Source organism: Photobacterium alginatilyticum (assembly GCF_009910675.1).
In the GTDB taxonomy this organism is placed as follows: Bacteria; Pseudomonadota; Gammaproteobacteria; order Enterobacterales; family Vibrionaceae; genus Photobacterium; species Photobacterium alginatilyticum.
This window is the reverse complement of the sequence record NZ_RSEJ01000021.1, coordinates 89,879-116,797: the sequence shown is the minus strand read 5'-3', so window position 1 is coordinate 116,797 and position 26,919 is coordinate 89,879. Positions and strand designations below refer to the sequence as shown.

The following is a 26,919-nucleotide window of genomic DNA, read 5'->3' as shown; positions in this document are numbered from 1 at the left end:
GCCTTGGTCAAGAACTAACTGTGCGGCTTCAAGTTTAAACTCGGGGCTAAATGTTCTTCTACTACGTTTTGTCATTGTGTCACCTGTTAACTTCCGAGGTGATGATATCACCTCTAATCAGGTGGCCAAATTAACTATGCCACTTCATCTGCTTTATGAAGAAGCACATAAGTCAACATTTATAGAGGAATCAGATATGTCTAAAAAAATCACTCCAATAAACAATTCAGGTAACCAACAAAACTCAAATAAAGGAACTCCAGGTACTAACCGTCAATATGACCAGGCACAAGGCAACCGTGGTAAGCAAATGAACCCAAATCAAAAAGGTAACAAATAGCCGGAGTAATCGATGGAGAAGCAACATATATTGCTGTCTCATCGCAAACTTGATCACCTTAGGGGGCAACTGCCCCCTTACATTACACATAAGGCCATACAGTTATGCGATAAGATTGCATCCAATACATTCACATTAAGTCAGCTAAAGGGAAAGCGGTTAACACGCAACCGTAACTACATCAGCTATTCAATCAGTAAGAACTATCGAGTGGTAGTGAAAAGCAACCAACGACATCATGGCCCTTATCTTTGCTTGAGCCATGCCGATTATAATCACTGGCTAAAGAAAATATAAACAGAACTGCATTTTAATATTTGAGCTGATAACGCATGTTATGTAACCCAGCAACTAATTTGGGGTGGAATGAGAAATGTTTGTGAATCGCCACTAAATCACTTCACCCTAGTTTTTTAATTCCACTCAGAATAACTATGGCACTTTTCCTGAATGCTTTATGTCCAGATTCGTTACCGGTGGGTGTTACTTTTTAAATGAAAAGTGAAATATGTTTTGGACGCAGCAAAAAGATACTCCATTTAGTACTGAAAAACTTTTGTCACATTACCAATAAGAAGAAATGAGGAACAAATGAATAGATTTATCGTTTATGAAGGACTGGATGCCTGCGGAAAAACAACGCTAAGCTCACTCTACGCGAAAGAGAGAAACTCCGTTGTTCATTCCGCGGTAGTACTAGAAGCACAGGAGCTGAGAAATGTCATTGACTCCTACCAGTCAAAGGAGAGCGCTTTGCTCTTTTTTTTGATGAACAACTTCTTGAAGAGTCATGAGGTTTCGGGAGAATTAGAATCTGAAGATGTCATACTAGACAGGTATATCTTTTCAACCTTGGCATACCAGACAATTATGCTCGAAGAAGATATCGTCAAGAAGATCTTTGATACACTTAACATTGCCAAAAATATTCTTCTTCCAGACGTAATAGTCTTTGTTAAGGCCGATGCTGAAACAATAAACCGCAGGATAGAGGCCCGAGGTGGCACTGTTCAGTGGTACGGCGATGCAGTAACGCAAAATAATTGTGTAGAAACAGCCTACAAAAAGATATTTCAGTGGTTTGATATTCCCATTGTAGAGATTGACACATCAGAAAAGTGTGGTCGGTCTGTGGAAGAAAATTACCAACTAATGAAAGATCGGATTGATCGCGTTCTTTCTGGAGGAAGTAATTAAGTTGTCACAAATTAAATTGTACGAATTCAAATCTGATCTGACAGTTACCCATTTTTGACTCGGTAACTGCTAGATTAAATCTGGGTTAGATTCTTTTCGGCCCAGATTGATTTCTCATCTTCTAATGTCTCTATTGGCGTTCTGCCACAGCACATTTTTTCTTGATGAGTACGATAATTATTGTAGTAGTCCATCCATTCGTCCAGATCTCTCTGCAGCTCTTCCATCGAACCATACAGTTTCTCTCTGAACGTAACTTGGTAGAGCTCATTTAATATCGTCTTATGGAAGCGCTCACAGATACCATTCGTTTGTGGCGACTCGTATGGTAGATATCATTAATAGCGAGGTAAAGCTGATAGTCATGTTGTTCAACACGGCCACAGTATTCTGCGCTTCGATCTGTAAGTATCCTGAGCATGGGAAGCTTGTGAGCCTCGAAGAACGGCAAGACTTTATCATTGAGCAATCGGCTACCGTAATAGGTTAACCACTGTATAAACCACTACTATTAGTGTGACATACCTCAATATTATCAACCCAATACATAACCTGCCTATTTTCACTCAGATACCTACTCAATTTGAGCCTGTACTAATATTCATTAATAAACAGTGACTTAAATTTAAAAACAGTCTTAAGGCGAAATTTCCTTATCCATTGATTGCGATTTTATCGACAAAAAGTGCTTGCAACCCTGTCTGAATAAAACTACTGTATAGACATACAGCATGTATAAATAACCACTAGTAAGGATGACGAACAATGACAGCACTATTTGACAACCTACAATCGGTTTCTGCATCACAAGTCTATAAATCTTCTTTTGCAACCCTTACTAGTTCACCAGCGCTTGTCCAACCGGTAAAGTGCCCTATTGAGGTTTGCTTCTCAGATGAAAAGCAGACCCAACTGGCCTACTTCCTCCGTATCTTGAAGCAAGCCAGTCAACAAAGCCGCTGGATCATGTTTATCGGTGATGAAGCCATGCTTGACAAAAACCTGCTTCAAAGCGCTGGTGTCGATTTGAACAAAGTGCTGCTGTTAAAAAATAAAAAAGGATTGTCTGATCAGGCATTGATGGAAAAGGCACTACACACAGGAAATTGCAGTGCTGTTATTGCAACAGGTGATGTTGAAGATTTCGAGTGCGAGGACATTCGTCATGCTGCAGAAGCTGGTTCATCTTATGCTTTTGTCATCAATCGCCACAGCAAATCAAAAGTGACTATACATTAGTTAACCTGTGCAAAATCCAACCAGCAAGAAGCCACTAAATAATTATTATTGGTGGCTTTTTTGATCCAGTACAACAAACAGTGCTATTAACTGCATTTTGTACAATGTGCGTCGCAATTCTTGTGCAATAAGAAGCAAAAGCATAATAAAATACCTAACACGTACAAAATGTTAGTCATTTAAACCGGATCTATAAAATGGAAAAGAAACTAGGGTTGGGTGCATTAACAGCGCTCGTTATCGGTTCAATGATTGGAGCCGGAGTCTTCAGCCTTCCCCAAAATATGGCCAACGTGGCCAGCCCTGCTGCCGTGATGATTGGATGGACAATCACGGGAATCGGAATGATTTTTCTCGCACTCTCCTTTCAACATTTATCCAGACTTAAACCAGAAATTGAAAGCGGCGTATTTGGCTATGCCCAAGCCGGTTTCGGTGACTTCATTGGCTTTTGTTCAGCATGGGGTTACTGGTTAAGCGCCATGCTTGCCAATGTCTCCTACCTAGTCATTGTGTTTAGTACGCTCGGAATGCTGTTTGACCAACCAGACATGATATTGTTCGGTGATGGCAATACCTGGCTAGCCGTCGCAGGAGCATCTGTTTTGCTGTGGGTAGTTCACGCTCTCGTACAACGCGGTGTCCAAACTGCCGCAGCGATCAATATGATCACAACCATTGCCAAACTGATCCCGCTGTTTCTTTTCATTTTCTGTGCTCTGATTGCCTTCCAATGGGATACCTTTGTTTTTGACTTCACCGGCATGCATTTTGGCGAGCAGCATGATTTGCTGTCTCAGGTTAAAGGCACCATGCTCATAACGGTTTGGGTATTTATCGGTATCGAGGGTGCGGTTGTTGTTTCAGGCCGAGCTAAGAGCCGCAAAGATATTGGCCGTGCAACCATATTAGGTTTATTGACCGCCCTTACTATTTATGTGCTGGTGACATTGCTTTCTATGGGCGTGATCAGCACCGAACAGCTGGCTACCTATCAGAACCCGTCCATGGCACGAGTACTGACAGAAATTTTAGGCCCCTGGGGTTCAGTCATCATTGGCTGTGGGTTACTGATTTCTGTTTGTGGCGCCTTCTTGAGCTGGACAGTATTGGCTTCTGAAGCCCCTTACCTGGGCGCAAAAGACAACATGTTCCCGAAAAGCCTAGCCCGGCAAAACAAAGCCGGCAGCCCGGTAAATGCCCTACTGCTGACAAACGGCTGCGTTCAGATTTCATTGTTTTTTGTTGTTTTTGCGGGTAGTACCTACGATATGCTGCTGGCAATCGCATCTGAAATGATTTTGGTTCCTTACTTCCTCGTTGGTGCCTATACGCTGAAACTGGCTATCGAGCGCAAGGATCGAGGCTCACTGTTTTGGGTCGGTTTGGGTGCAAGCCTTTACGGTATTTGGTTACTCTACGCGTCTGGCCTGAACTACCTGCTACTATCTGCGTTGCTGTATTTGCCTGGATTATATTTCTATATCAAGGCTAAGCGAGAACAAAACACAGATATCTTTGTTGGCTCTGAGAAAGCAGCAGCCAGCCTCCTGACCGTCGCAGCATGCCTTGCCGTGGGAATGCTATGGCAGGGAATGATCTGAGTTATCACCAACCAAGAAAAAAGCCAGCTTCAACAGCTGGCTTTTTATTTGATTTCAAACAACTCGGCATTTAAGGCTCAACCATATGGACTCTCAGTTCCTCACCGTTATCAGACGCCATGGTAATCCTACAACTGGCTCTGCTTTCAATCTGATCAAGCTGCTCACTTTCCAGGGCATACGGCAAAGTAATCAATAATTCATCAATCTGTTCAGCTCGTGCCAAGCGCAGCAAACGGATCAAATTATTCGAATCACTGGTATTGGTTGACAGCACTTTTAATGCCTGCATCTGTAATTTTTCTGACTCGGTTAATTCTTTTGGCAATGAAGATGTCCATGAAATTTCAAATGCCGGAATTAACGCCTTTAATGCATCACTAAAAGTCATCCTATGTTTACAAGATGCAGATAAAAACGATGTGTAATCAAACACGACGTTACTATTTTTTGAGATTTCAACTGATGTTTCCATAATCATCCTTAAAAGAAACATAACCACTGTTGTTACGACTCAGTGTGACGATTGGCATCTACTTGTAACCGTATTCAACTATACGACTAACTTGTTTCTGAGGAATTGTTTATTTTTCAAAATTTGCGTCTGATCTTACTTTTATAGCCTAAAAACCAATATTAAAATACCTATCAAACAATTGATTAACATCAACAAAACTTTCAAAACACATGCTTCACGTTGCTGAAATATTGACCTAACCTACAATTTTCTTCACTTTCTTTCGCGAAACCGCATAACAAGCACAAACAAAGCAACACAGACAAAACATATAATTAACAATTAATGTTCTGTCTATTATTACTTTGCTTAATATAATTTGATGCTGACAAGAGTTTATTCCCTGCAAGCATCCATATAGTTGTGTTATCTAGGAAAATTGTTGAGTCGCAGAAATAACAACCACACCATTTTCTGACACGTGAAATCGTTCGTTATCTTGCTTTTTATTTACACCAATTATGGTACCGGGAGGAATATTAACATTTTTGTCTATAATGCAATTTTCAAGGTGTGAGTCAGCCCCAATGGTGACGCCTTCAAATAAAATACTGTTTATCACCACTGCTGAATTTTCGATTGTAACCTTTGGAAATAATATTGAATTTTGTGCTGAACCGCCGGATATAACGACGCCACTAGAGATAATCGAATTAATAAAAATACCCTCGTTACCAGCCGCCGATGAAACGGTACGTGCCGGAGGTAGCTGAGGCTCGTAGGTGCGGATCGGCCAGTCTTGCTGATACAACTGCAATGGAGGCTGTACCTTTAGCAGATCCATATTTGATTGGTAATACGCATCGATTGTGCCGACATCACGCCAGTAGGCGTCCTGGCTTACACGTCCCTCTTCCCCACCGAACTGATATGCAAAGACGCTTTGATTGTCGATTAGCCCCGGAATGATATCTTTACCGAAATCATGACTAGAATGTGGGTTGATAGCATCACTCTCTAACGTACTGATCAGAGCATCAATCGAAAAGATATAAATCCCCATAGAAACTAAGCTGGAATCCGGTTGATTGGGAATAGTCGCCGGGTCTTCAGGCTTCTCGGCAAACTGTGTTACCTGATATTGATCATCCACCGCCATAACGCCGAAAGCACTTGCCTCTTCTTTGGGCACTTCCATACAGGCGACTGTCAGCTCGGCGCCTGATTCTTTATGGTGCTTCAGCATTGGGGCATAGTCCATGCGATAGATATGATCACCGGAGAGCACAACAACATACTTGGCAGCACTTCGCGAAAGCAAGTACAAGTTCTGGTAAATAGCATCGGCTGTCCCCTGATACCAGCTATCACCGGTGCGCATCTGTGGCGGCACTGCAGTAATATATTCACCCAGCTCAGGATTGAAAATTGACCAACCATCACGGAGGTGTTTTTGAAGTGAATGGGACTTGTATTGTGTCAGAACCAGAATCTGCCTTAGTCCTGAATGCAGGCAGTTCGCCAGGGTAAAATCGATAATCCGATACTTACCGCCAAAAGGTACCGCAGGTTTTGCGCGATTATCTGTAAGCGGTGACAAGCGTTTCCCTTCTCCACCAGCCAGAATAACTGTTATGGTCTCATCTTTCATCGGATATCCCCTTTTTAGTTTGGCTTGAAACATTATCAGCAAGGATCAAGCCAGTATTTGGATCCTCCTCGACTTAGCCACAACCTTTCGACCCTCCTGCCCCAGTACCGTTTATGGCGGATACACACCGAACTAACACGTTATTACTTTGCACCATTACTGGGATGACAATAGTGCATTGCACTTAATTGGAGCCCTATGAGTTTAGTAAAATAGAGCAAAGCCTTTGCTTCATGATGATCCAAGAGCTCGTTCCAGCGAGAATTACTCATTACCTCTTAAAAAAGAGAAATTTATTATTATTGATATATTTAATCATTGTTGAATTGAAGTAAGACCTATATCCGACATGATATTGACAAGACAATAAGCCTGGTCTTAACTTCCTTCTGAGGTCTTTTCACTATATTTCTCATATAGATAATCATTGCACCAATAGCGACAAATCATTATTTTACAAGGGGTTAAAATGAAGAGTTGTATTCTTATTCCTACGCTAATTGCAATAACCTCCATCGCTCATGCCACAGAAGAAAGCCCTAATAAACAACAAACAGAACAAATTATTTTCAAGAATGTCGATATATTTAATGGTATTGAAAATAAGCTGTTTGAAAAACACCATGTCCTCGTTGAAGGAAATATCATCAAAACAATTTCTGCTGAGGAGATTAATGCGCGAAGTGATGCAACTGTCATCGATGGAACAGGTAAAACCCTGACGCCTGGTTTCATTGAAAATCACGCTCACTTGATGTTAATGGGCCCCAACTTGCCAGCGATGGAAGCCGATAAGACTTGGGAAGATTTTGCCATCCACGGCACTCGGATGGCTAAAATGTATCTCATGCAAGGGTTCACAACAGTGCGTGATGCAGGTGGTGCTAACGGCGGTCTAAGAAGAGCAATTGATGCAGGAGAAATTATAGGCCCTCGTTACTATCCATCAGGAGCTTTTCTTGGCACTCGAGGCGGACACGCTGATTTTGCAAACTACTCTGCTCCTGTTGGTACAGAAACAAACTTCGGCCGCCTAAACCTCTCACAAGAAGTCGACAGCGTTGCTGAGGTTAAGAAGTACGCCCGCAACAATTTTCGTATGGGCGCAACACAGCTCAAATACATGCAGTCTGGGGGGGTGGTATCTGCATTTGACCCCTGGCAGCTTCTGGCTGGCTCCCCGGAAGAAATTGAAGCCGCAGTGGCTGTTGCTGAGAGTTATGGCAGCTATGTAATGGCTCACTCCTATCGTAAAGAAGCGATCCTTAACGCTCTTGATGCAGGGGTTCTTTCTATTGAGCATGGTTTCGCCTTCGACTGTGAAATAGCTGAAAAAATGAATGACAAAGGCGCGTATATAACCACGAACCTGACAGCATTTGACCCTGGCCTTTTAGACATTCCTGCAGTTAAAAATGTCCCTTCTAGTCTAGCGAAAGCGAAATCAGCAACCGAAACATTTAAAAACTACATACCAAATATGAAGGAATGCCCGGTTAAACGAGGATTCCAAACGGACTGCGTAGGCTCTGTCGATGCGTGCAATATTCAGATTGCTTACGAAAAACACTTAAATAACGAGTTCTTCGGACCTTATGAATCATTGAAAACGATGACATCAATCGGTGGGGAGATTTCTAAACTAACAGGTGACTTCACCAACCCTTACCCTAACGCTAAATTGGGGGTAATCGAAACTGGCGCTTATGCAGACATCCTATTGCTTGATGGCAACCCATTAAAAGACTTTTCTGTGGTCGGTACTGGCGACAAATGGTTTGACGCGAAAAAGCGTCCAGAAAGTCCCGAGACGATTCGGCTAATCATGAAGGATGGCGTTATCTATAAGAACACTCTCTAGGTTTACCGACCTTGATTACGTTATTTTTGATATTAGCTGTAAGGAAGCATAGCTTTGACGAGACTTATTCCATTTCTACTTATATTGGCATCTTTAAGTAGTTTTGCCAGCGAGATGATCACTCTTGACTGGCAAAAACTCAGGCCTGAAATGCCTGACAATCAGGTAACCCTTCCAGCTCTCAGTTACGAAAACAGGCTGCAAATTCAACAAATATTCACCTTGATGAACTCTAGCTCCCCGCATGACCTGGAGCGTTTGAAATCAATGAAAGCGCAATTAAAATCGGAAGGCATCGATGCCGATGAACTGCTTGAGTTGCGAGAAGTGTACATACAAACCCAGAAAAAGGCGGCTGAAACAACCACTAGGGCGTTCGACGGTAAAACAGTCCGGATCCCTGGCTTTCTAGTCCCCATCGAATTTTCTGATGCAATGATAACAACCGACTTTCTACTCGTACCTTTTGCCGGGGCGTGTATACATATGCCGCCACCTCCACCAAACCAGATTATCCGCATATCTTTCCCTGAAGGATATAAGATGAGAACTGTTCAACACCCAGTATGGGTCGAAGGAACCATCATCTCAAAGATCATGTCTGAAGAAGTCTACATTCTGGACGGCGCTAGCCACATCACCACGGGCTATAGTCTCAATGCTTCAAAAGTGTTTGATTATAGATAGTTAAAGGTAGATTATGCTGCACACTAAGATCAATGTCAGCGGATTCCTGGTTGCGTCGTTGCTCCCAACGTCTGTCTCGGCCGCTAATTTTGGAGGCCCTGATTCCGTAGACAATACTATTCAGGAACAGACTGCCCAAAAACGCTCATGGCGTGAAGAACTTGCAAAAGAAGGCGTTACTTTCGGAATCGATTATAGTGCGGTTGGCTTTAATTCTGCCAATGGTAGCGAAGGGAATCGTGTGAATACCAGTGGTGGCGTGGCTCGTTTCTATGGTCAGTGGGACATCGTGGGGCATGCTACCCAAAATATGGGTTCCTTAGTATGGAAAGTTGAGCACCGTCATGCCTACTCTGATACCCCTCCTAAAGATTATGCCTTTCTTTCTAGTTTCAGTGGTAAAGAAAGCTTAGGCTACATTGGCCTCATTCAGCCAGCATTTAATGACCAAGGTGGTCGCCTTACGAACCTTTATTGGAAGCAACGTCTGAACAACGGTAATACCTCATTCATTGTGGGCTTTCAGGATGTAACCGACTATGTTGATACCTACGCTCTGGCTAGTCCATGGACTGCATTCTCCAATTTAGCCTTCCAGACAGGGGCTGGTACAATCGGCCTACCAGATGATGGCCTACTGTCCCTCTCTGCCGGCCATATGATTACCGACAATATCTATGTCGTTGCGGGGGTGGCCGATGCTAATGGGCGTTCGGACTTTGAAGATGTGTTTGAAGGTTTTGATACTTTCTTTAACGACAACGATTTTTTTACTTCTGTAGAGCTTGGCTGGACCGCCTCACAAGAACAGATCTACACCGATAACATGCACCTGACCTACTGGCATATTGACCCAACATTTAATGATGACGGAAGTGCCAGGCATAGTGCGCTTACAAGTCAGGGATTGAATTACTCATTCAGTTACTTTGTCACACCGCATATCATGCCGTTCTTGCGCGGTGGTTTCTCATTTGAGGGCGATGCTGCACTGTATGAAACCTCGATATCGGCTGGATTTGGCTACTTTTCACTAGGTGCACCAAATAATAATCTTGGCTTTGCCATTAACTGGAGTCAGGCAAACGAAGAGGCTTGGGGAACGAATGATAGCCAATCCGTCGTAGAAGTCTTCTACAACATGCAGTTTGGGAGCTACTTTCAGCTCACTCCGGATCTACAATGGATCAATAACCCGCTGCTTTCAGACGAAAGCAATGTCTTTGTGCTTGGCCTTAGAGGGCGAATATTTATATAGACATTAATCGTATGTAATAGCTTTACTGTTGATACGGCTTATGGACGTTCACCGCTCACCCGGCTGCTGACTTGTTCCTCACAAGCAAAGGGGATGGCTTTGACCATCCCCTTTACGTTAATTCAACCTGTGCTGAGCTCTATCGTCGGTCATCCGACATTACATCATCTTCAATATGCCGGTAGTCACCTTTCTCCTGCTGCTCCCACCTTGCATCAAGCGACGCCAACTCCTTTTTCATTTGAGATAGCTCGCGCTCCATATAAGAAATATTCCGAATCAGCATTTTTCTTTCCATAATCTATTCCCTATGAAATTAGGCTCATTATGACAATATCAAGTTGAATGGATCAAAACGCGGCTATCTATTCAAGAATCTTTTTTTGCACTGATTAAAAAACCAACATTCAGTATCGGTTAAGTATTGTATCAATTTGAAATTTTGCCAGTTTAAAACACCTTTCCCTGAAAGATAAAAACCCGCAACGATGACAGTCACGGGCTTACCATTTATAGGTTTTCTATACGCAGAGGAACAAGTAACCTACACCTTGAACTGGTTTATCGCCTTCTGTAGCTCACCGTTATTATGATTAAGCTGCTGAGTTTCACTCACTGCAACCTCCATCTGGGCACTTGTTTCATCAGCCATATCATTAACACGATTCACATTGCGGCCGATTTCCTGGACCACTTCGGTCTGTTCGGAGGTCGCGCAGGCAATTTGCTCTGTCTGTGCCTGGATGTTTGAAATAGCGCTCATAATTTGATCCAGTACCTCACCGACGTTTCGTGACTCCGTGGTTGTCTGCTCAGCCTGAGTTCGATTACGCCCCATCACAGAAGCCACGTTTTGAGTATTAGACTGCAATTGCTCGATGATTTTCCGAATATCAACAGTCGACTGCTGCGTCTTGCTGGCAAGGCTGCGTACCTCATCGGCAACAACGGCAAAACCCCGGCCATATTCACCCGCACGGGCCGCCTCAATCGCCGCGTTCAACGCCAGCAAATTTGTCTGATCGGCAATATCACTGATAACACCGAGAACCTGACCAATCTGATCAGCGTCATGACGAAGATTCAGTACGAGTTCTTCGGCATTGAAGATCTCTTCCGACAACAGTTCTACATTCCTGATAGCCGACAGTACTGTGGTATGGCTTGTAGAGACCAGTCCTTCGGCATCTTGGGTCATGGTACGCGTTTGCTCGGCGTTAGCAGAAATCTCACGAACGGCGTGCCCCATTTCAGTAGCGGCGGTAGCAATCTGGTCCAGCTCATCTTTTTGTACCTGAACAGCATCATTGGTTGCCTTGATAGTCTGTTCCATCCCACGACTGTTCTGCTCTACATGCCCGGCCAATTCACGGCTATGTTTAATCAAACCTTGGATCTTGCTGGCAAAATCATTAAATGCCACAGCAACGCGGCCAATTTCATCTTCACGCTCCATGCTCAGACGCTGGGTTAAATCACCATCACCATGAGCGATATCCCGCATAGCCATCGCCGCTTGATTCAATGGAGCCAAAGATTTCATGCAGAACAAGCCCAACGCACCAGCAAGCACCACTACGCCCAATACTGCGAATATAATGGCTTGCATTCTGGCGGCACTGACCGGTTCTTCGACCATAGACATTGGCACCATCAGTGCAAGTTTCCAGTCCATTTTCGGGTAGTCAAGAGCAATATCCTGAATAGCCACTAGCTGTTTGCGTCCCTGCCACTCGACTTCCGAGAACCAGGTGGCCGTATTGTGTTCAGCCTGGCGCAACTGTGAGAACCCTGCATTTTCTCGATCCAGCTTTTCTAGTGTAAGCTCTTTAACTTGCTCAGAATCCATACCTGAAAACAGCATCACATCGCCATTACCGTTGAATAAGAAAGGCGTTCCTTGACCTAAATAACGCGTTTCATCCAACAGGGCTTTTTGCAAAGCAGTAATTTTTATGTCGGCTCCGCCGATGAATTTTAATGCACCAGAGTCATCATAAACAGGCATATAAATAGCACCATTTAGATTACCGTTTCGCACATCGATCGCCGTGGTCAACCAGGGACCTCTGTTATTTATCGTTGTTTTCCACCATGGCCGCTGCTTTAAATCAACACTTGGATCAAAATATCGCCCAGAGGAATCAAAATACTCTCCCGTTTTATCCAGAGAGAAAAATAAGCTGAATAAATTAGAGTCAACTTCATTCATCCTGTTAATGTATTTCAAGATTGAATTGTATTCCTTTGAATTCAATAATTCTTCATGGTCATTTCTTTGCTCGATAAAATCCTGCAAATCTGGACCATTAAGAAATGTATCTACAACAGCTTGATATTTAAGGACATAGCCTTTTGCGAACTGAGCTTTCTCACTCACTTGTGTCGCCAACCCGTTACGTATATTTGTTTGCGTTAAATCTGAAATTTTATTCACCGCCATCCAGGTACCAATTGATGCAATGAATAAAACCAGCAACGAAACACCCGTTATTATTTTCTTAACAAGAGATAAACTTGCCATTTCTAAGCCTTCACCTTCAAAAAAAATAGCCGAAAAACACCTAAGGAGCATGCCGCATATAATTGTTAAGAAAAAAGTTGAAAAGATGTAATTATTAATTCCCTAACAATTACAAAGAATACTAACAGTAAATCCATAAATACCAATTAGCTATCCGAATAAGAATGAGCGCTTATTTATTGAAGTTATGATCAACATCACGAACACTAATACCATTTGCAATAGTTGTGTAAGGAAGCTTGTAAAAATACGTGAAAGAGAGGGAAATAATGATAGCGCTTACCCCAAAGTTTTCATAGAATGCCCCTGTTTGGGGAGTAGTCACCAATTGTTCGCCTGTCGTCATCCCGAAGCGTCATGCTTCCGGCAGTCGAGAATGGATTTGCTTGTTATTTCATGACATTTAGCACCATTCTGACGAGACCAACGCCATTATTAATGCACACTTGTGCTGTTTTATAATGCGTGGAAGGTCAGGCTTTTCTTACGTCACCCGTCCCTTCCGCGCACATTCGGAAGGAGAAAACCATGAGCCTTTTTAGCTATGAAGGGTTCGCTGTTCTAACTGTCATCATGCTGGCGCTGGACTTGTACCAAACCCGTGGCGGTAAGGTCACTATCAAAAAGGCCGCTATCTGGAGCCTATTCTGGGTTGCACTCGCTTTGACCTTTAATGTTGTGCTCTATCTGTATTGGCAGCAAATGGCCCCAGACAGTAGTTATACCAACAGTGAGGCTGCAACGGCATTTCTAACAGGCTATCTATTGGAAAAGTCGCTCAGTGTCGACAACCTGTTCGTATTTGCCCTGATCTTCGGCCAGTTTGCCGTCCCTGAAGCGATTCGTCCCCGAGTACTGATGCTTGGTGTGGTCGGCGCATTAATCCTTCGCGGGATCATGATTGCAGTCGGTGCCGAGCTATTAAGCCAGTTCCATTGGGTACTCTATGTGTTCGCTGCATTCCTGCTATATACGGGCTATAAATTATGGCGCGAAGAGGACGACGAGCAAGAAGACTTCTCGGATTCAGCACCAGTTAGGCTGGTTAAGAAATGCTTCCGGGTAAGTGATAACTATCAGGGTACGAAAATCCTTATCAAGGATAACAAAGGCTGGATAGCGACACCGCTGATGATTGTTATCGCCGTTATTGCACTGACAGATGTTATGTTTGCTCTGGATTCGATCCCGGCGATCTTTGCGGTAACCAAGGAACCATTTCTGGTATTAACTGCAAACGTATTTGCCCTGCTCGGACTGCGTTCATTGTACTTTGTTCTAGAGGGTATGCTGACACGGTTTAGTTACCTGCGTCCGGCGCTTGCGTTCATCCTCAGCTTTATTGGTATCAAAATGCTATTGATGGAAACCAGCTGGGCTATCCCGACACCGGTTTCGTTGTTTGTCATCATTCTGACAATATCGACAGCGATAATTGGCTCGCTATGGAAAACACGAACCGCAACGGCTTCGTAATAAAAGACTAGCTAGGGTATACACTAAAGCCTGAACTCAATAAGGGATCAGGCTTTTCTCTCGCTTTTCCCTGGTGAGTTCAGACTAACTAATACCTGAAGTCTTTCAAGGTGATATATTGCGGCTCGACACTCTTCTCTCCGGGACGGTCATAGCCATAAATATCCTCACGTAACTGGAGCTGCTCATTTTCGTCAACCCAGGCTGTCAGATACATGAAATCAACATTTACCCTTCGTGCCAGACTCACCGTGTCTTGTTGCTCATCGCTAACCATCTGGTGGTAAGGCGCAATTCCTTCACGACGTTGATGCTGCAAGATTAATTCTGCCAGTTCATCGGCTTTCTCTACTCTTACGCAACCGGAACTAAAATTGCGCCTTTTCTTGTTAAACAGGCTTCGTGCGGGCGTATCATGCAAAAACACGGAGTAGTCATTAGGCATCAGAAATTTCACCTTTCCCAATGCATTGGCCGGTCCTGGCCCTTGCTGAAACTCGTAGGGGAAGGTTTCAGGATCCACCGTGCTCCACTCAATCTGCTCTGGCAAGATAACGCTGCGATCTCGCCAGCTTTTGACTATCTTTAAATTCTTCTCAGCCAGGTAGTTGACTGATTCTTTCACCTTCGGAATGACATCTTCCTGCTTAATGGTCGTGGGCACATTCCAGTAAGGGTTGACGACCATGGTATTGAGCGAGGATGAAAACAAATATGTTGGCCGACTTGTTCTGCCTACGATCACCTTGGATTCGAAAAGCACCTGGTCTTGCTGAGTCATCCTTAACATATAGTCCGGTATATTAACTTGAATTAACGGTCTGTCCGCCGCTTTGGTTCCGAAACGGCTTCGCTGTAAATTCAGGGCAATTACCCGGGCAACCTCTGAATAAGGCAAGGCAAGCTGTCTCGCTGTCGCCGGACCGATAACACCATCATCTTCGAGCCCGTTCCGACGCTGGAACGCTTTAATAGCATAGGTGACCTCTCCTGTATTCCTGACCTCCTCATGATCACTCAGTACCTCATAATCAATTTGGCTAATATCGCCATAGCTATAGAGCACATCAAGCAACAAATGGCCTTGAACGATGGGTTGATCCTCTTTGATCAAACGCTTGTTCCCGGTGAAATTCAATTGATGAGGAGTCTGGCTACGAAGCCGCTCAGCAAGTGCAACCGAGCGTTCGAAGCGCTTGATTTGGGGACGAAGGCGATTGAGCTCACCCTTTATCGATGCAGCAGAAAGTGAATGATGTCGCTCAATTGATATGCCCGTAGGAACCGTTAAATAATGGTGCTTGAACAGCAAACCAGGGGTAGCTTGTATCTGGGCAATGATTGCCTGATAGATCAACAGAGAATCCGTGGCAAGAAGATCAAAGCTTCGTAGATCATGGAATTGAACAAGACTTTCAAGTTCAGAGAGACGCTTATCCAGCCCCGGAACCAGATCGGCATAGACCAATGACTTCAACTGAACCAAGAGTTCTTGACGTGATGTGTCGTCTGCCCAAATTGGAAAGTAGTCATTTTCCTTGTAGATTGTTGCAACAGCGGCAGGAAAGCAGACGTTATAGGTATAAAGATTGGACTGGATGGAATCCCGACATAACTGATTTTGACTGGTTAATTCGTGCTTATTAAGCAACTGCCAATCTAACTGGCTGCGAGCAGCCTGAGTTTGACCGGTTTGACTTTGGCTTGCTTGGCTTTGAACGGCCATCACCACCGGGCTGGTTACCAGCATAAGGGAAAGCAAGCTAAATCCAAGTCGAGCTGTCCGAATCATTTTGAACATTATATACAGTCCTTAGTTTAAGGAAGAATGCGCTTAATGCTCTCTGTCCATGATTGCTTAATCATTTATATCACCAGTCTAATTACGACATCCTATATAATTAGTCTGCATGTTAAAATTTAGTCAATAAAATCACACTATGACAAGTTTATAGTGTTCTCACCTTCGAAATTAATTCTTACTTACCTTTAATAACAACAACTTATTATCAAATAACGCTTTATAAGTTCACTTTGATTGCTAGCACTTTTTTATTGCTATTTATATGGTAAATAGTGTTTTTTAATTAATTATTACTATTCATTTCTATTACAAAAAAGCTCATTTGTATTAAATGAAGGTTTATATGACACAGATTTTTATTTATTGTTCCCTGTTCATTTCAAAAATAACAACAATTACAAGGTAAGTAAATTTGTGACCATTGAGTGCGGATTTCCATTTCGCAAAAACAAGCTTTTCAGACTTTCACTTCAGGAAATCACCTAAAAAAGGTAGTGTGGTAACCATAAGTTTCAAATGGGTATTAGTTATGACCATTCAGGCAAAACTCCACCAAATCGTCACCGATCCTACACTGACACCAAAGCAGAAATCTTCCTATCTGGCTTTAGAGGCCGATGCCAGTCTTCCCAATGTCCCGGTTACTTACGCAGTTAAGGCCGCAATGGATGAAGGCATCATCTGCGATATGTTCGAAGGCAACGCGCCGTTCAAACCTCGTTATGTTTTGCCTGATTATACTAAGTACCTTCAACAAGGTTCTCGATATTTAGAGCTATCGGCACCTAAAGATCTCGATGAAGCACTCAATGCCCTGACAATTCTCTACCACCATGTTCCATCAGTGACCAACATTCCGGTTTACCTCGGGCAACTTGACGACATACTGATGCCCTTTGCCGATGGCGTCGATGAAGACACTCTTTATCGAAAACTAAAGCTATTTTGGATCATGCTAGATCGCACCCTGCCCGATGCCTTCATGCATGTTAATATCGGACCAACAGATAATATTGTCTGCCGTACCATCCTTCGCATTGATGCAGAACTGAAGCAGGTAGCTCCGAATTTAACCTTTATGTACGACCCGGCAGTCACACCAGATGAGCTTCTTCGGATCGCAGCGCAGAATATTTGTGAATGCAGCAAGCCACATATTGCCAACTATCCGATTCATGCCAATGCCTATGACGAAAAAGGGTTTGGTATTGTAAGCTGCTACAACTCGCTCCCTCTGGCTGGTGGCGCCAATACTCTTGTTCGGTTAAACCTGAAGCAAGTCGCCCTAAAAGCGAAAAACCAGGAAGATTTTCTCTCGGAAGTGCTGCCACATTACGCTTCACTTATGTACGAGCTGATTGAAGCCCGTACGACATTCTTACACCAAGACTCTCACTTCTTTGATAGCTTCCTGGTCGACGAGCAGCTAATCGATGAATCCCGATTCGCCCCTATGTTCGGTATATACGGTATGGCCGAGGCCGTTAATATTTTACTAGAGAAAGAACACACACAGGCAAGCTATGGCCATGACGAAGTAGCCAACCAACTTGGTTATCAAATTTCATCAGCACTGAATAAGATCGTCAAAACAACGCCAGTAACATACGGCTATAATGATCGCGCGCTGCTACACGCTCAAGGTGGGATCAGTTTGGATCTTGATGTCACACCGGGAGTCCGCATACCTTACGGCACAGAGCCGGATCCTGTCAGCCATATTCAGGCTCTGGCCGAACACCACCAGTATTACACATCCGGTATCAGCGATATTATCACTATCGATGAAACGGTGAAGTCCAACCCCGAGGCAATGTACCAGCTTTGTAAAGGTGCACTAAGCCTGGGTATGCGTGAGTTTACCGCCAACGTCGAATCGAACGATTTAATTCGAGTAACAGGCTATATGATCAAGCTGTCGGATATTGCCAAGTTCAAAGAAAACGGCTCGCGCACCAACACCACCGGTCTTGGCGCAGAAGCAGCCAGCAATACCGGCATCTTAAACCGCAAACCAAGAGTTGTTTCGTATGAACAGTCGCCTTGCTACTGCAACGGTCAGTAAAATACTGCCCTTCTCTTGCGTCGACGGGCCTGGCAACAGGCTCGTCATATTCCTGCAAGGCTGTAACTTCAATTGCAAGAACTGTCATAACCCGCATACCATCGGGCTATGTGATCATTGCGGCGACTGTATCGAGCATTGCCCAGCCAATGCGCTTAGCATGGTTGCAGGCGCAAAAGATAAAAACCAAATTCGCTGGAATGCCGATGCCTGCACCCATTGTGATACCTGCCTTGCTGTCTGCCCTAACCAGTCGAGCCCGAAAACACAGCAGTATACCGTTGATGATATGCTTGCGGTCATCCGCAAAAATAGCCTGTTCATTACCGGTATTACGGTTACAGGCGGCGAGGCGACCTTACAGCTTAATTTCATCATTGAGCTTTTTCAGGCGATAAAATCGAATTCGGATCTTCAGCATCTAAGCTGCATGATTGACAGTAATGGCAGCCTGAGCGAAACCGGGTGGAAAAAAGTTATCCCATATATTGATGGCGCAATGATCGACTTGAAAGCCTGGCAGGAAGACACTCACCGCTGGATAACCGGCCGTGATAATCACAGGGTATTTCAGTCCATCCACTTGCTTAGTCATCACAACAAACTGCACGAGCTTCGGTTATTAGTCATTCCGACAATTACCGACTTCGAATCAGAAATTGCTGCGCTGGCTGACTATCTCGTTATGTTACCTGATGAGAATACCCGCATCCGCCTCAATGCCTTCCAGCATCATGGCGTAACGGGCGAAGCACTGAGTTGGCCCACGTGTAGCAAAGAAGAGATAACTGCATTTGCCGAGCAACTTACTCAGCTAAGCGTGAGGAATGTGGTTTTGCCGGCAATAATACTAGAAAGCTAGGCAGACAATGAAAATCACTCATCCTCTATTTCCTCTGCAGCCTCTGCCTCCCGGCAGCACTCCAGGATCTGTTCATACAGCCAGCGATGAGCAGGATCGTTCATACTGGGCTGGTGCCAAACCAAACTGTATGACACCTCGCCATAATTGAACGGAAGAGGTTTGGTGATCAGGCCTTTTGCCTGCATGGCTGTACTCGCCCACCGCTTTGAACAGGTGAACAGCAGATCGCTGTGATGGCACATTAGGGCCGCATTACCGAAATCGGCAACGGTAATGGCTACCCGGCGCTTGCGGTGCTGCTGCGCCAGTTGCATTTCAAAGAAAGGGACACTCAAGTCATGATCCATGATGCTGACATGACCATAGCTGAGGTAGTCATCAATCGTTAATACCTGCTCCGCCAACGGGTGCGCCGGGTTCATCAGGCACACCATCTCATCATCGATCAAGGTTTCCCACACCAGGTTATTCTGGGAGCTTGGCGGCTGACTGCGATCATGCGGCAACATAATGAAATCAAGCTGGCCTTTTGTCAGCCCCTCAAAGCCCATACTGTCCTTCGACCAGATTTCCAACCGCAGATCCGGTGCCTGTGCCAGCACTCTGGCACTCAGCTTGGCAGCAAGCAGCTCAAAGGTACTTTCCCGCATCGCAAGAGAAAAGCGCCCTTCGTAACGAGACGGATCAAACGCTTCCTGAGTCAGCATCTGATTCATCTCGTTGATCATCTGGTGGACTGTTGGCCCCAACCGACGCGCCAGCGGCGTAGCAACAAGCTGATTGCCATGGCGATAAAAGAGCTCGTCATTGAGGCTTTCCCGGAGCTGTGCCAAGGTTTTGCTCACGGACGAGGGACTCAGGCACAGGCGTTCTGCACTGGCTGTTACGCTCAGCGTATCCAGCATCACATGCAGCGTGACCAGGTGTTTCATGCTGATTCGGGAAAGCTTAATCAAATCCATAGATAAACAAGGCTCGGAGACAAAAAAAGCCAGCTGGTAACCCAACTGGCATTTAGTAAATTCATGCTAGACGGTCATGTCTAACTCTAACGAAGGCCGTTAAGAAATTCTGCGCGGGTCGCTGGGTTACGCTTGAAAATACCACCCAGCGCGGTCGTTGTGGTCGAACTGGTTGCGTCCATCACGCCGCGTGCTTTAACGCAGTAGTGCGTCGCGTCCATGGTAATCGCCACATCATCACTTTCCAGCAATGTCTGCAGGGCAACCAGTATCTGCTGTGTCATGCGCTCCTGTACCTGCGGTCGCTGGGCAAAGAAGCGGACGATACGATTGATCTTCGACAGGCCGATAATTTTTCCACGAGGAATATAGGCCACTGTCGCCTTGCCGTCGATAGTTACCAGATGATGCTCACAGGTACTGGTCAGCGTAATGTCTTTAACTCGAACCATCTCATCACAGTTCATCTTGTTTTCGATAACGGTGATTTTAGGGAAATTGGCATAATCCAGACCCGAGAAGACTTCATCCACATACATCTTGGCGATGCGCTGCGGCGTTTCCATCAGGCTGTCATCTGATAAGTCTAACGAAAGCAGCTCCAGAATTTCACGCATGTGATACTCAATTCGCTCTTTCTTCTCCTCACGACTTACCACCTTGTCAGTCATAGGTGTTTCAAGTCCGCGCTCTTCCAGTGCCTGACGCACCTTCAATGCAGATTCACTTAATGCTGTCATTCTTTCCCTCCAACCGGCCTGGGCGTAATGCTGTTTAAATGCCCGAAATCAACTGCCAGCGATAATTCAGCCCGCAGGATACCTGTAAATGACACAAAATACACTACGAATTTACTAAGGTATTAGTGATGAACCGTTTTTTTTGTCATAATAATTCCTTATGCAAATCATAATAAGCTAATGACTTATAACGGATACCACTTATGGGATGTTGTGACGCGCCAGGCTTGATGCCTATTGAAACCGCTCTGACCAAGATTTTGGCAGAAGTTAAGCCACTGGAAACAGTACAAACTGTTTCGTTGTCTGAAGCGATGGGACAGGTGATCGCCGAAGATATTCTCTCTCCAATCAACGTACCGCCTTTTGCTAACTCAGCAATGGACGGCTATGCGTTACGCAGTGCTGACCTTGAAAAGACTGACACTTTGATGATGGCGGGTAAATCCTTTGCCGGTATCCCGTTTGAGGGTGTTTGCGGCGAAGGGCAATGTATCCGTATCATGACCGGAGCCCAGATGCCGGAAGGTGCCGATACGGTTATCATGCAGGAAGAAACCGAAGTCGACGGCGACGCCATTCGATTTCTGATTAAGCCACCAGCCAACGATAATGTCCGCCCTATCGGCGATGATGTTCGTCTTGGTGATGTGGTTGTGGCCAAGGGCAACCGCGTAACAGCGCGCGAAATGCCATTGCTGGCTTCACTGGGCATTGCTACCGTCAGTGTCTACCGTCGCCCGAGCGTTGCGTTTTTTTCAACCGGTGACGAATTACGTTCTGTCGGTGAGCCGCTTGAGGCCGGTCAGATCTATGACAGCAACCGCTATGGTATCCGTGCGCTGCTAGAAAAATTTGGCTGCGATGTAATTGATCTTGGCATCATTCCGGATAACCCGGAAAAACTGCGTGAAGCCTTTGATGAAGCAACCAAAGCCGATGTACTGGTTACTTCTGGTGGCGTAAGTGTGGGTGAAGCTGACTACACCAAAGATATCCTCGACGAGCAAGGTGAAATTGGTTTCTGGAAAATTGCCATGAAACCGGGGAAACCTTTCGCCTTCGGCACCATCAAAGACACTTGGTTCTGCGGCCTGCCGGGTAACCCGGTTTCAGCCATGCTGACGCTCTATCAGCTAGTCCAGCCAATGATCGCCAAGCTTGCTGGCCACAGCCAGTATCAGCCTCCTCAGCGCCTGAAAGCCAAAGCGACAACAGTATTCAAAAAACGCCCAGGCCGAACTGACTTCCAACGTGGTATTTACCAAATCAGCCCTGAGGGCCAGATTGAAGTTGCCACAACGGGTAACCAAGGTTCAGGGGCTTTCAGCTCGATGCATCAGGCTAACTGTTTTGTTGTCCTCGAGCAGGAACGCGGTCGCGTCATGCCTGGCGAAGAGGTAACAATCGAGCTATTCAACCACACTATGTATTAACCTTTACCAAACAGGAACACACGGTGGTAGAACTAACCGATGCAGAAATGCTGCGCTACAATCGCCAAATCATTCTCAAGCAGTTTGATTTTGACGGTCAGGAAGCACTAAAAGCCTCCTCGATGTTGATCCTTGGTGCGGGCGGCCTCGGCTGTGCCTCTACCCAATACCTGGCCGCTGCCGGTGTCGGGAAGCTGACCTTGATCGATGACGACAAGGTCGAGGTATCAAACCTTCAGCGCCAGGTACTGCACAACGACAGTACCGTGGGCTGCTTAAAGGTCGAATCTGCCAAGCAGGCGCTGGCAACTATCAACCCTAATACTCAGATTGATACAATTGCAAAACGTCTCGATGATGAGGAGCTACTAGCGCTGATTGAGCAACATTCTATTGTGCTTGATTGCAGTGACAACGTCGCCACCCGCAACCAGCTCAATCGTCTGTGCTTTCAGAGCAAAACACCTCTTGTGTCTGGTGCAGCGATTCGTATGGAAGGCCAGATCAGTGTCTACACCTATCACACTGACGAGCCTTGCTATCAGTGTTTGAGCGCCCTCTTCGGCGAGCAGGCTCTGAGCTGTGTAGAAGCCGGTATCATGTCGCCTGTTGTCGGCATTGTCGGTGCCGTTCAGGCAATGGAAGCAATAAAGGTTGTCTCGAACATGGGTCAGCCACTCAGCGGAAAAATTCTGATGCTCGACGCAATGAGTATGAGCTGGCGGGAAATGAAGCTCAGCAGACAGCCTCACTGTTCTGTATGTAGTAAATAGCCACATAATGAAAAGGAAGCCGATGGGATGGCTTCCTTTTTCATTTATGGTTAGCGCCTTATTGTTTGACTACTTGAACAAGTCAAATTTAGGTGTGATTCGTACTTCGATACGACGGTTCTCCTGCCGTCCCGATGCCTGCTCATTGCTTGCGATTGGGCTCCACTCACCTACGCCGAAACTGTTAACCCTCTTTGAATCAATTCCCTGCGAGATAAAAAACTCAGTCACCGCAAGTGCCCTGTCCTCTGACAACTGCTGGTTAAACTCAGCCGACCCCGTACTGTCGGTATGGCCGACAACAAAGATGGTAGACTTCTGGTTCTCCGACAAATAGTTCGAGATCTTTTTCAGTACAGCCAATCCGTTAGTCCTTACCTCTGAACTTCCATGACGAAAACTCTTATCACCGCTGAGAATTACAATCACTTGTTGCTCTTCTCTATTTACTATGCCTTCGTCGGCCGTAATAAAGTCCTCAAGCTGCTCCTGAGTCTTATTCAAAAAGGCATCAACTTTCCTTTGGGATACTTCATTTTGTCCACTCGACGCACAGCCAACCAGCAGTGCCGACATCAAAAACAAAATGGCAATTTTCGCTTTATGCATGAACCTAACCCTATCCAACTTATTCACTGGCAACTCTATCAAATCGCAACGATCCTTCGTGGTCAGAAACAGTTATCATGGAGATACTTCACAACATATGTCTTTAATATCGCAAAGATTTCAGCAGAATAGATAATGTACCCAACTAAGCAACTGCTGACATTTTATAAGCAAAACAGAAAGGCAGGGACAAAGAAAAAAGCTGAGCAGTAATGCCCAGCTTTTCATCGCTTGTTAAACAGATAAAGCGTTACTTCGTAATATACAAATCACGGGTGTATCGACTTTCCGAGGCATTCTTCAACGAATAACCACCAACCTCTGGTTGCTTGAGTACTGTCCGCGTGTAGTGATAGACAGGAATTGCCGGCATCTCCTGAGCAAAAACTTTTTCGGCCTGCTGATAATAGCTGTTACGCTCCTTATCAGAAGAGGCGGTCGATGCCTGCTGCATCGCTTTGTCAAAGGCCTCATTACTCCACTTCGAATAATTCATGCCGCTTGTTTCAAAGTAAGACAGGAATGTAGAGGCTTCGTTGTAATCCCCCATCCAGGCATAACGAGCGACGGTAAAATCTTTCTGGCTAAGCTTCTGCAAGAATGTCTTCCACTCCTGATTGGCCAGTTCTACCTCTACCCCCAAAGTCTTCTTCCACATAGAAGCCATTACTATTGCCAGCTTTTTATGTGACTCGTTAGTGTTATACGCTAACTCAAACTTAAGCGGGTTCGTCTTGTCATAGCCGGCTTCTGCCATAAGTTGCTGAGCTTTAATAATTCGCTCTTTCTGGTTCATCTCACTCCATGCCAATTCAGGAGCATCAAAACCAGCGACCGATCCAGGCGTTACACCATAGGCTGGTGGCTGGCCCTGGCCGAGAATAACTTGTGTGATCACATCACGATCAAGGGCGTAGGCAAGCGCTTTACGTACTCGCGCATCGTCAAACGGCGCTTGATCGATATTGAATAAGTAATAATAGGTGCCTAAGGAAGGTACCGTCAGCAACTCACCCGGACGCTGCTTCTTGATGGTATTGTACAATTCCAACGGGAAGGAAGAAGTAATATCAATTTCGCCAGTGAGGTAACGGTTGTATTCTGATTTGAGATCCTGGATTGGCAGGTAAGTCACTTTATTAATGACCGTTTTAGTATCATTCCAGTATGACGGACTTCGCTCCAGAACAAGCTTTTCGTTAACCACCCAGTTCGAAAGCTTGTAGGCGCTACTGGTGACGATATTCTCAGGCTTGGTCCACCTGTCTCCATATGTCTCAACTGCCTTACGGTTCACCGGAAACATCGACTCGTGAACCAGCATTTTCGTGAAGTGCGGCACCGGCTTATCGAGGGTGATCTGTAACGTTCTGTCATCAATGGCTTTGACACCTAGGCTCTCTACAGCCTTCTCGCCATGACTGACAGCGTCCGCATTGGCAATATGCGCGGTTGAATAGTACCAGGCATACGGTGCAGCTGTTTTCGGATCGACAACTCGCTTAAAGCTGTACTCAAAGTCATGAGCCGTAATCGGCTCACCGTTTGACCACTTAATATCGTCACGCAACTCAAACGTGAAGACTTTACGATCGTCTGATGCCTGCCAACGAGTTGCCAGCGCAGGAACAATGTTGCCATTGAGATCCTGTGTCACCAAGCCTTCAAACATGTCCTGAATGACTCGGGAACTGGCGTTATCTGAAGAGTATGCAGGATCGAGTGTCGGCACCTCGTCACCGTTACCACGGACAATTTCTTGTACTTTTGCTAAGGTCACACCAGCAGGCACATCTGCCGCCATCGCCGGCGCTGCAACCGATAACGCGATCAAAGCTGCGAGCTTTGACAATCTACTTCCTTGCATATTATGCCCTCGTTTGTAGGCTTCTATTAGTTGCTACAAACATACATGCATAATTGGCAGTATAATACGCCAGTAGTCACAAAAAAGCCGGTGAATATCACCGGCTTAGAAATAACTTTAGTTGTCGTTCAATCGGATACCTTCTTTCTCAATAACGATCAGACCTTGCTTATACAAGCCTCCGATCGTTTTCTTGAAAGTAGCCTTACTGGTACGGAATTCTTTGAAAATGGCGTCCGGTGAAGACTTGTCGCTTAGTGGTACAAAACCGCCTTTGCGCTCTAGCGTCGTCAGGATCTTATCCGCCAAATCATCAACCTTGCCTTTACCTGCTTTCTGCAAAGAAAGGTTAATTTTACCATCCGGACGGATTTCTTTGATGTAGGCCTTCAGTTTCTTGCCCGGGAACAGTTTACCGAATGCTTCAGTTTTGAAGATCAGGCCCCAGTGCGCTTCCTCAATCACGGCCTTATAGCCAAGATCGGTCACTTCAGCAATCATCACCTGCACTTCCTGACCAACCTTGTAGTTTGCCGGCGTTTTGTCCAGGAAGCGGTTGAACTTCGTCGAACCCACAATGCGACCGGATGCCTTGTCGGTATAAATACGGACCATAATATCCTGACCAACTTCAAGGCGGCGACGCTGTTCGCTGAACGGTACCAGCAAATCTTTGTTCAGACCCCAGTCAACAAATGCACCAACGCCACAGATGCCGACAACACGCAACAATGCAAAATCACCCACCTGTGCCAGTGGCTGTTCAGTCGTCGCGATAACGTCATCTTCCGAATCAAAGTAAATGAAGACTTCCAGTTTATCTCCCAGTTCAGTGCCTGCCGGAACAGAGGATTTCGGCAACAAGATATTGCCAAAGTCTTCACCACCATCAAGGAAAACGCCAAAATCTACTCGCTTGACGACCTCTAACGTGTTGTATTGTCCTACTTTAATCATTTCTTCGACACTCTCTGGGTAAATAAAACTCGACTATCAAGTCCGCAACTCTGGCCCACATGTTGCCATCGCACGGTAATCGCTATCTTCATATTCTTTAGGCCGCGCATTATACCCAAGCTACCCTAAGATGCTAGTTTCAGCGAGAATTACTTTGCTTCTAGGCTAGGCACCGGTTTGATGATCTAGTGGTTCTAAATCAAAAAGCGGTAACAACGCATAGGAGTAAAGTAAACTCGCCCTTTGGGAGTGAGCCAGCGAGCCCATTTCTGTGTCAAATAACGTTGAAAGGGAACGCCATTACTGCCGTTATTTTCCTTGAACTGAACTCGCTGGTCTCACTCTGAATACTGCATCTTAGGGTAGCTTGGGTATTAACGTGATGTTGGTTCATCACGCCTGACCTATCTTCACTAAATTGACTACTTTTCATCCTTTCAACGCGGTAATTCGTTATTAGCTCTGCTAATAAATTGTTAATTCATCTAAAATTAGTCTCATCGCTGATATCATTGTCAAACATGAGTGGTACTCAGCGACCAGTTAA

General features: G+C 45.2%; 23 protein-coding genes and 1 pseudogene. 13 read left to right on the top strand and 11 right to left on the bottom strand.

The genetic code is table 11. From position 1 onward, the window contains the following. From EIZ48_RS30100 to EIZ48_RS19000, 3 genes are all read left to right on the top strand, one after another. On the top strand, nt 1-340 hold a 340-nt coding region (locus tag EIZ48_RS30100), incomplete at its 5' end, for a hypothetical protein (protein ID WP_369127482.1). Between the two features lie 12 nt (nt 341-352). Further along, nucleotides 353-637, top strand: a complete 285-nt coding sequence (locus EIZ48_RS30705; RefSeq protein WP_439126586.1) for a ParE family toxin-like protein — start codon at nt 353-355, stop codon at nt 635-637. A 294-nt stretch (nt 638-931) separates the two neighbouring features. Then, nucleotides 932-1,537: a dTMP kinase gene (locus EIZ48_RS19000; protein WP_160654763.1), complete on the top strand. Its 606-nt coding sequence runs from the start codon at nt 932-934 to the stop codon at nt 1,535-1,537. 74 nt (nt 1,538-1,611) lie between these two features. Here EIZ48_RS19000 and EIZ48_RS18995 read toward each other — a convergent pair. Next, nucleotides 1,612-2,006, bottom strand: a pseudogene (locus tag EIZ48_RS18995) (integrase core domain-containing protein); the annotation flags it as partial. 296 nt (nt 2,007-2,302) lie between these two features. Between EIZ48_RS18995 and EIZ48_RS18990 the strand changes: the two are divergent. Next, nucleotides 2,303-2,776 (top strand): cell division inhibitor SulA, encoded by a 474-nt coding sequence (locus EIZ48_RS18990; RefSeq protein ID WP_160654760.1) that lies wholly within the window; start codon nt 2,303-2,305, stop codon nt 2,774-2,776. A gap of 197 nt (nt 2,777-2,973) precedes the next feature. After that, on the top strand, nt 2,974-4,380 hold the full coding sequence (locus EIZ48_RS18985; RefSeq protein ID WP_160654757.1) for a basic amino acid/polyamine antiporter: 1,407 nt from the start codon (nt 2,974-2,976) through the stop codon (nt 4,378-4,380). A 70-nt stretch (nt 4,381-4,450) separates the two neighbouring features. Here EIZ48_RS18985 and EIZ48_RS18980 read toward each other — a convergent pair whose 3' ends face one another. Both EIZ48_RS18980 and glgC read right to left on the bottom strand, forming a co-directional pair. Further along, a complete protein-coding gene (locus tag EIZ48_RS18980) occupies nt 4,451-4,855 on the bottom strand; it encodes a hypothetical protein (protein WP_075767333.1) in 405 nt (134 codons plus the stop codon). Between the two features lie 412 nt (nt 4,856-5,267). Continuing rightward, nucleotides 5,268-6,488, bottom strand: a complete 1,221-nt coding sequence (gene glgC / locus EIZ48_RS18975) for a glucose-1-phosphate adenylyltransferase (protein ID WP_160654754.1) — start codon at nt 6,486-6,488, stop codon at nt 5,268-5,270. A 469-nt stretch (nt 6,489-6,957) separates the two neighbouring features. On the opposite strand from glgC, the gene EIZ48_RS18970 reads away from it, so the two are divergent. From EIZ48_RS18970 to EIZ48_RS18960, 3 genes are read left to right on the top strand one after another with little or no spacing between them, the layout of a single operon-like run. Further along, on the top strand, nt 6,958-8,349 hold the full coding sequence (locus tag EIZ48_RS18970; protein WP_160654750.1) for a metal-dependent hydrolase family protein: 1,392 nt from the start codon (nt 6,958-6,960) through the stop codon (nt 8,347-8,349). Nucleotides 8,350-8,403: 54 nt separating this feature from the next. After that, complete coding sequence (locus EIZ48_RS18965; RefSeq protein ID WP_240153021.1) at nt 8,404-9,036, top strand: DUF3299 domain-containing protein; 633 nt, start codon at nt 8,404-8,406, stop codon at nt 9,034-9,036. 13 nt (nt 9,037-9,049) lie between these two features. Then, nucleotides 9,050-10,294: a carbohydrate porin gene (locus EIZ48_RS18960; protein WP_160654746.1), complete on the top strand. Its 1,245-nt coding sequence runs from the start codon at nt 9,050-9,052 to the stop codon at nt 10,292-10,294. 139 nt (nt 10,295-10,433) lie between these two features. Here the strand turns inward: EIZ48_RS18960 and EIZ48_RS18955 are convergent, their stop codons facing one another. Beyond that, a complete protein-coding gene (locus EIZ48_RS18955) occupies nt 10,434-10,592 on the bottom strand; it encodes a hypothetical protein (protein WP_160654743.1) in 159 nt (52 codons plus the stop codon). A 246-nt stretch (nt 10,593-10,838) separates the two neighbouring features. Continuing rightward, nucleotides 10,839-12,335, bottom strand: a complete 1,497-nt coding sequence (locus EIZ48_RS18950; protein WP_500690609.1) for a methyl-accepting chemotaxis protein — start codon at nt 12,333-12,335, stop codon at nt 10,839-10,841. Nucleotides 12,336-13,346: 1,011 nt separating this feature from the next. Here EIZ48_RS18950 and EIZ48_RS18945 point away from each other — a divergent pair. Continuing rightward, entirely contained in the window at nt 13,347-14,294 is a 948-nt protein-coding gene (locus EIZ48_RS18945) for a TerC family protein (protein ID WP_160654737.1), read from the top strand. 88 nt (nt 14,295-14,382) lie between these two features. Here the strand turns inward: EIZ48_RS18945 and EIZ48_RS18940 are convergent, their stop codons facing one another. Further along, nucleotides 14,383-16,095, bottom strand: coding sequence for a L,D-transpeptidase family protein (locus tag EIZ48_RS18940; protein WP_160654734.1), 1,713 nt, complete (start codon nt 16,093-16,095; stop codon nt 14,383-14,385). A 532-nt stretch (nt 16,096-16,627) separates the two neighbouring features. Between EIZ48_RS18940 and EIZ48_RS18935 the strand changes: the two genes are divergently transcribed. Together EIZ48_RS18935 and EIZ48_RS18930 are read left to right on the top strand one after the other, a co-directional pair. Further along, nucleotides 16,628-18,163 carry a YjjI family glycine radical enzyme gene (locus EIZ48_RS18935; protein ID WP_160654731.1) on the top strand — a complete coding sequence of 512 codons (1,536 nt, stop codon included), beginning with the start codon at nt 16,628-16,630 and terminating at the stop codon, nt 18,161-18,163. After that, nucleotides 18,129-19,025, top strand: a complete 897-nt coding sequence (locus tag EIZ48_RS18930) for a YjjW family glycine radical enzyme activase (RefSeq protein WP_160654726.1) — start codon at nt 18,129-18,131, stop codon at nt 19,023-19,025. Before EIZ48_RS18935 ends, EIZ48_RS18930 begins: the two co-directional genes overlap by 35 nt. A gap of 14 nt (nt 19,026-19,039) precedes the next feature. Here the strand turns inward: EIZ48_RS18930 and EIZ48_RS18925 are convergent, their stop codons facing one another. Both EIZ48_RS18925 and folE read right to left on the bottom strand, forming a co-directional pair. Then, on the bottom strand, nt 19,040-19,990 hold the full coding sequence (locus tag EIZ48_RS18925) for a LysR family transcriptional regulator (RefSeq protein ID WP_160654722.1): 951 nt from the start codon (nt 19,988-19,990) through the stop codon (nt 19,040-19,042). A gap of 86 nt (nt 19,991-20,076) precedes the next feature. Then, nucleotides 20,077-20,730: a GTP cyclohydrolase I FolE gene (gene folE, locus EIZ48_RS18920; protein WP_160654719.1), complete on the bottom strand. Its 654-nt coding sequence runs from the start codon at nt 20,728-20,730 to the stop codon at nt 20,077-20,079. A 203-nt stretch (nt 20,731-20,933) separates the two neighbouring features. On the opposite strand from folE, the gene moeA reads away from it, so the two are divergent. Both moeA and moeB read left to right on the top strand, forming a co-directional pair. Beyond that, nucleotides 20,934-22,166, top strand: a complete 1,233-nt coding sequence (gene moeA, locus EIZ48_RS18915; RefSeq protein ID WP_160654716.1) for a molybdopterin molybdotransferase MoeA — start codon at nt 20,934-20,936, stop codon at nt 22,164-22,166. Nucleotides 22,167-22,189: 23 nt separating this feature from the next. Beyond that, nucleotides 22,190-22,939 carry a molybdopterin-synthase adenylyltransferase MoeB gene (gene moeB / locus EIZ48_RS18910; protein ID WP_160654713.1) on the top strand — a complete coding sequence of 250 codons (750 nt, stop codon included), beginning with the start codon at nt 22,190-22,192 and terminating at the stop codon, nt 22,937-22,939. Between the two features lie 69 nt (nt 22,940-23,008). On the opposite strand, the gene EIZ48_RS18905 is transcribed toward moeB, so the two are convergent. The 3 genes from EIZ48_RS18905 to EIZ48_RS18895 all read right to left on the bottom strand — a co-directional run bounded on the left by EIZ48_RS18905 (nt 23,009) and on the right by EIZ48_RS18895 (nt 26,372). Beyond that, on the bottom strand, nt 23,009-23,548 hold the full coding sequence (locus EIZ48_RS18905) for an OmpA family protein (protein WP_160654710.1): 540 nt from the start codon (nt 23,546-23,548) through the stop codon (nt 23,009-23,011). A gap of 250 nt (nt 23,549-23,798) precedes the next feature. Beyond that, a complete protein-coding gene (locus EIZ48_RS18900; RefSeq protein ID WP_160654707.1) occupies nt 23,799-25,415 on the bottom strand; it encodes a peptide ABC transporter substrate-binding protein in 1,617 nt (538 codons plus the stop codon). 117 nt (nt 25,416-25,532) lie between these two features. Beyond that, complete coding sequence (locus EIZ48_RS18895) at nt 25,533-26,372, bottom strand: CvfB family protein (RefSeq protein WP_160654704.1); 840 nt, start codon at nt 26,370-26,372, stop codon at nt 25,533-25,535. Nucleotides 26,373-26,919: the final 547 nt, after the last annotated feature.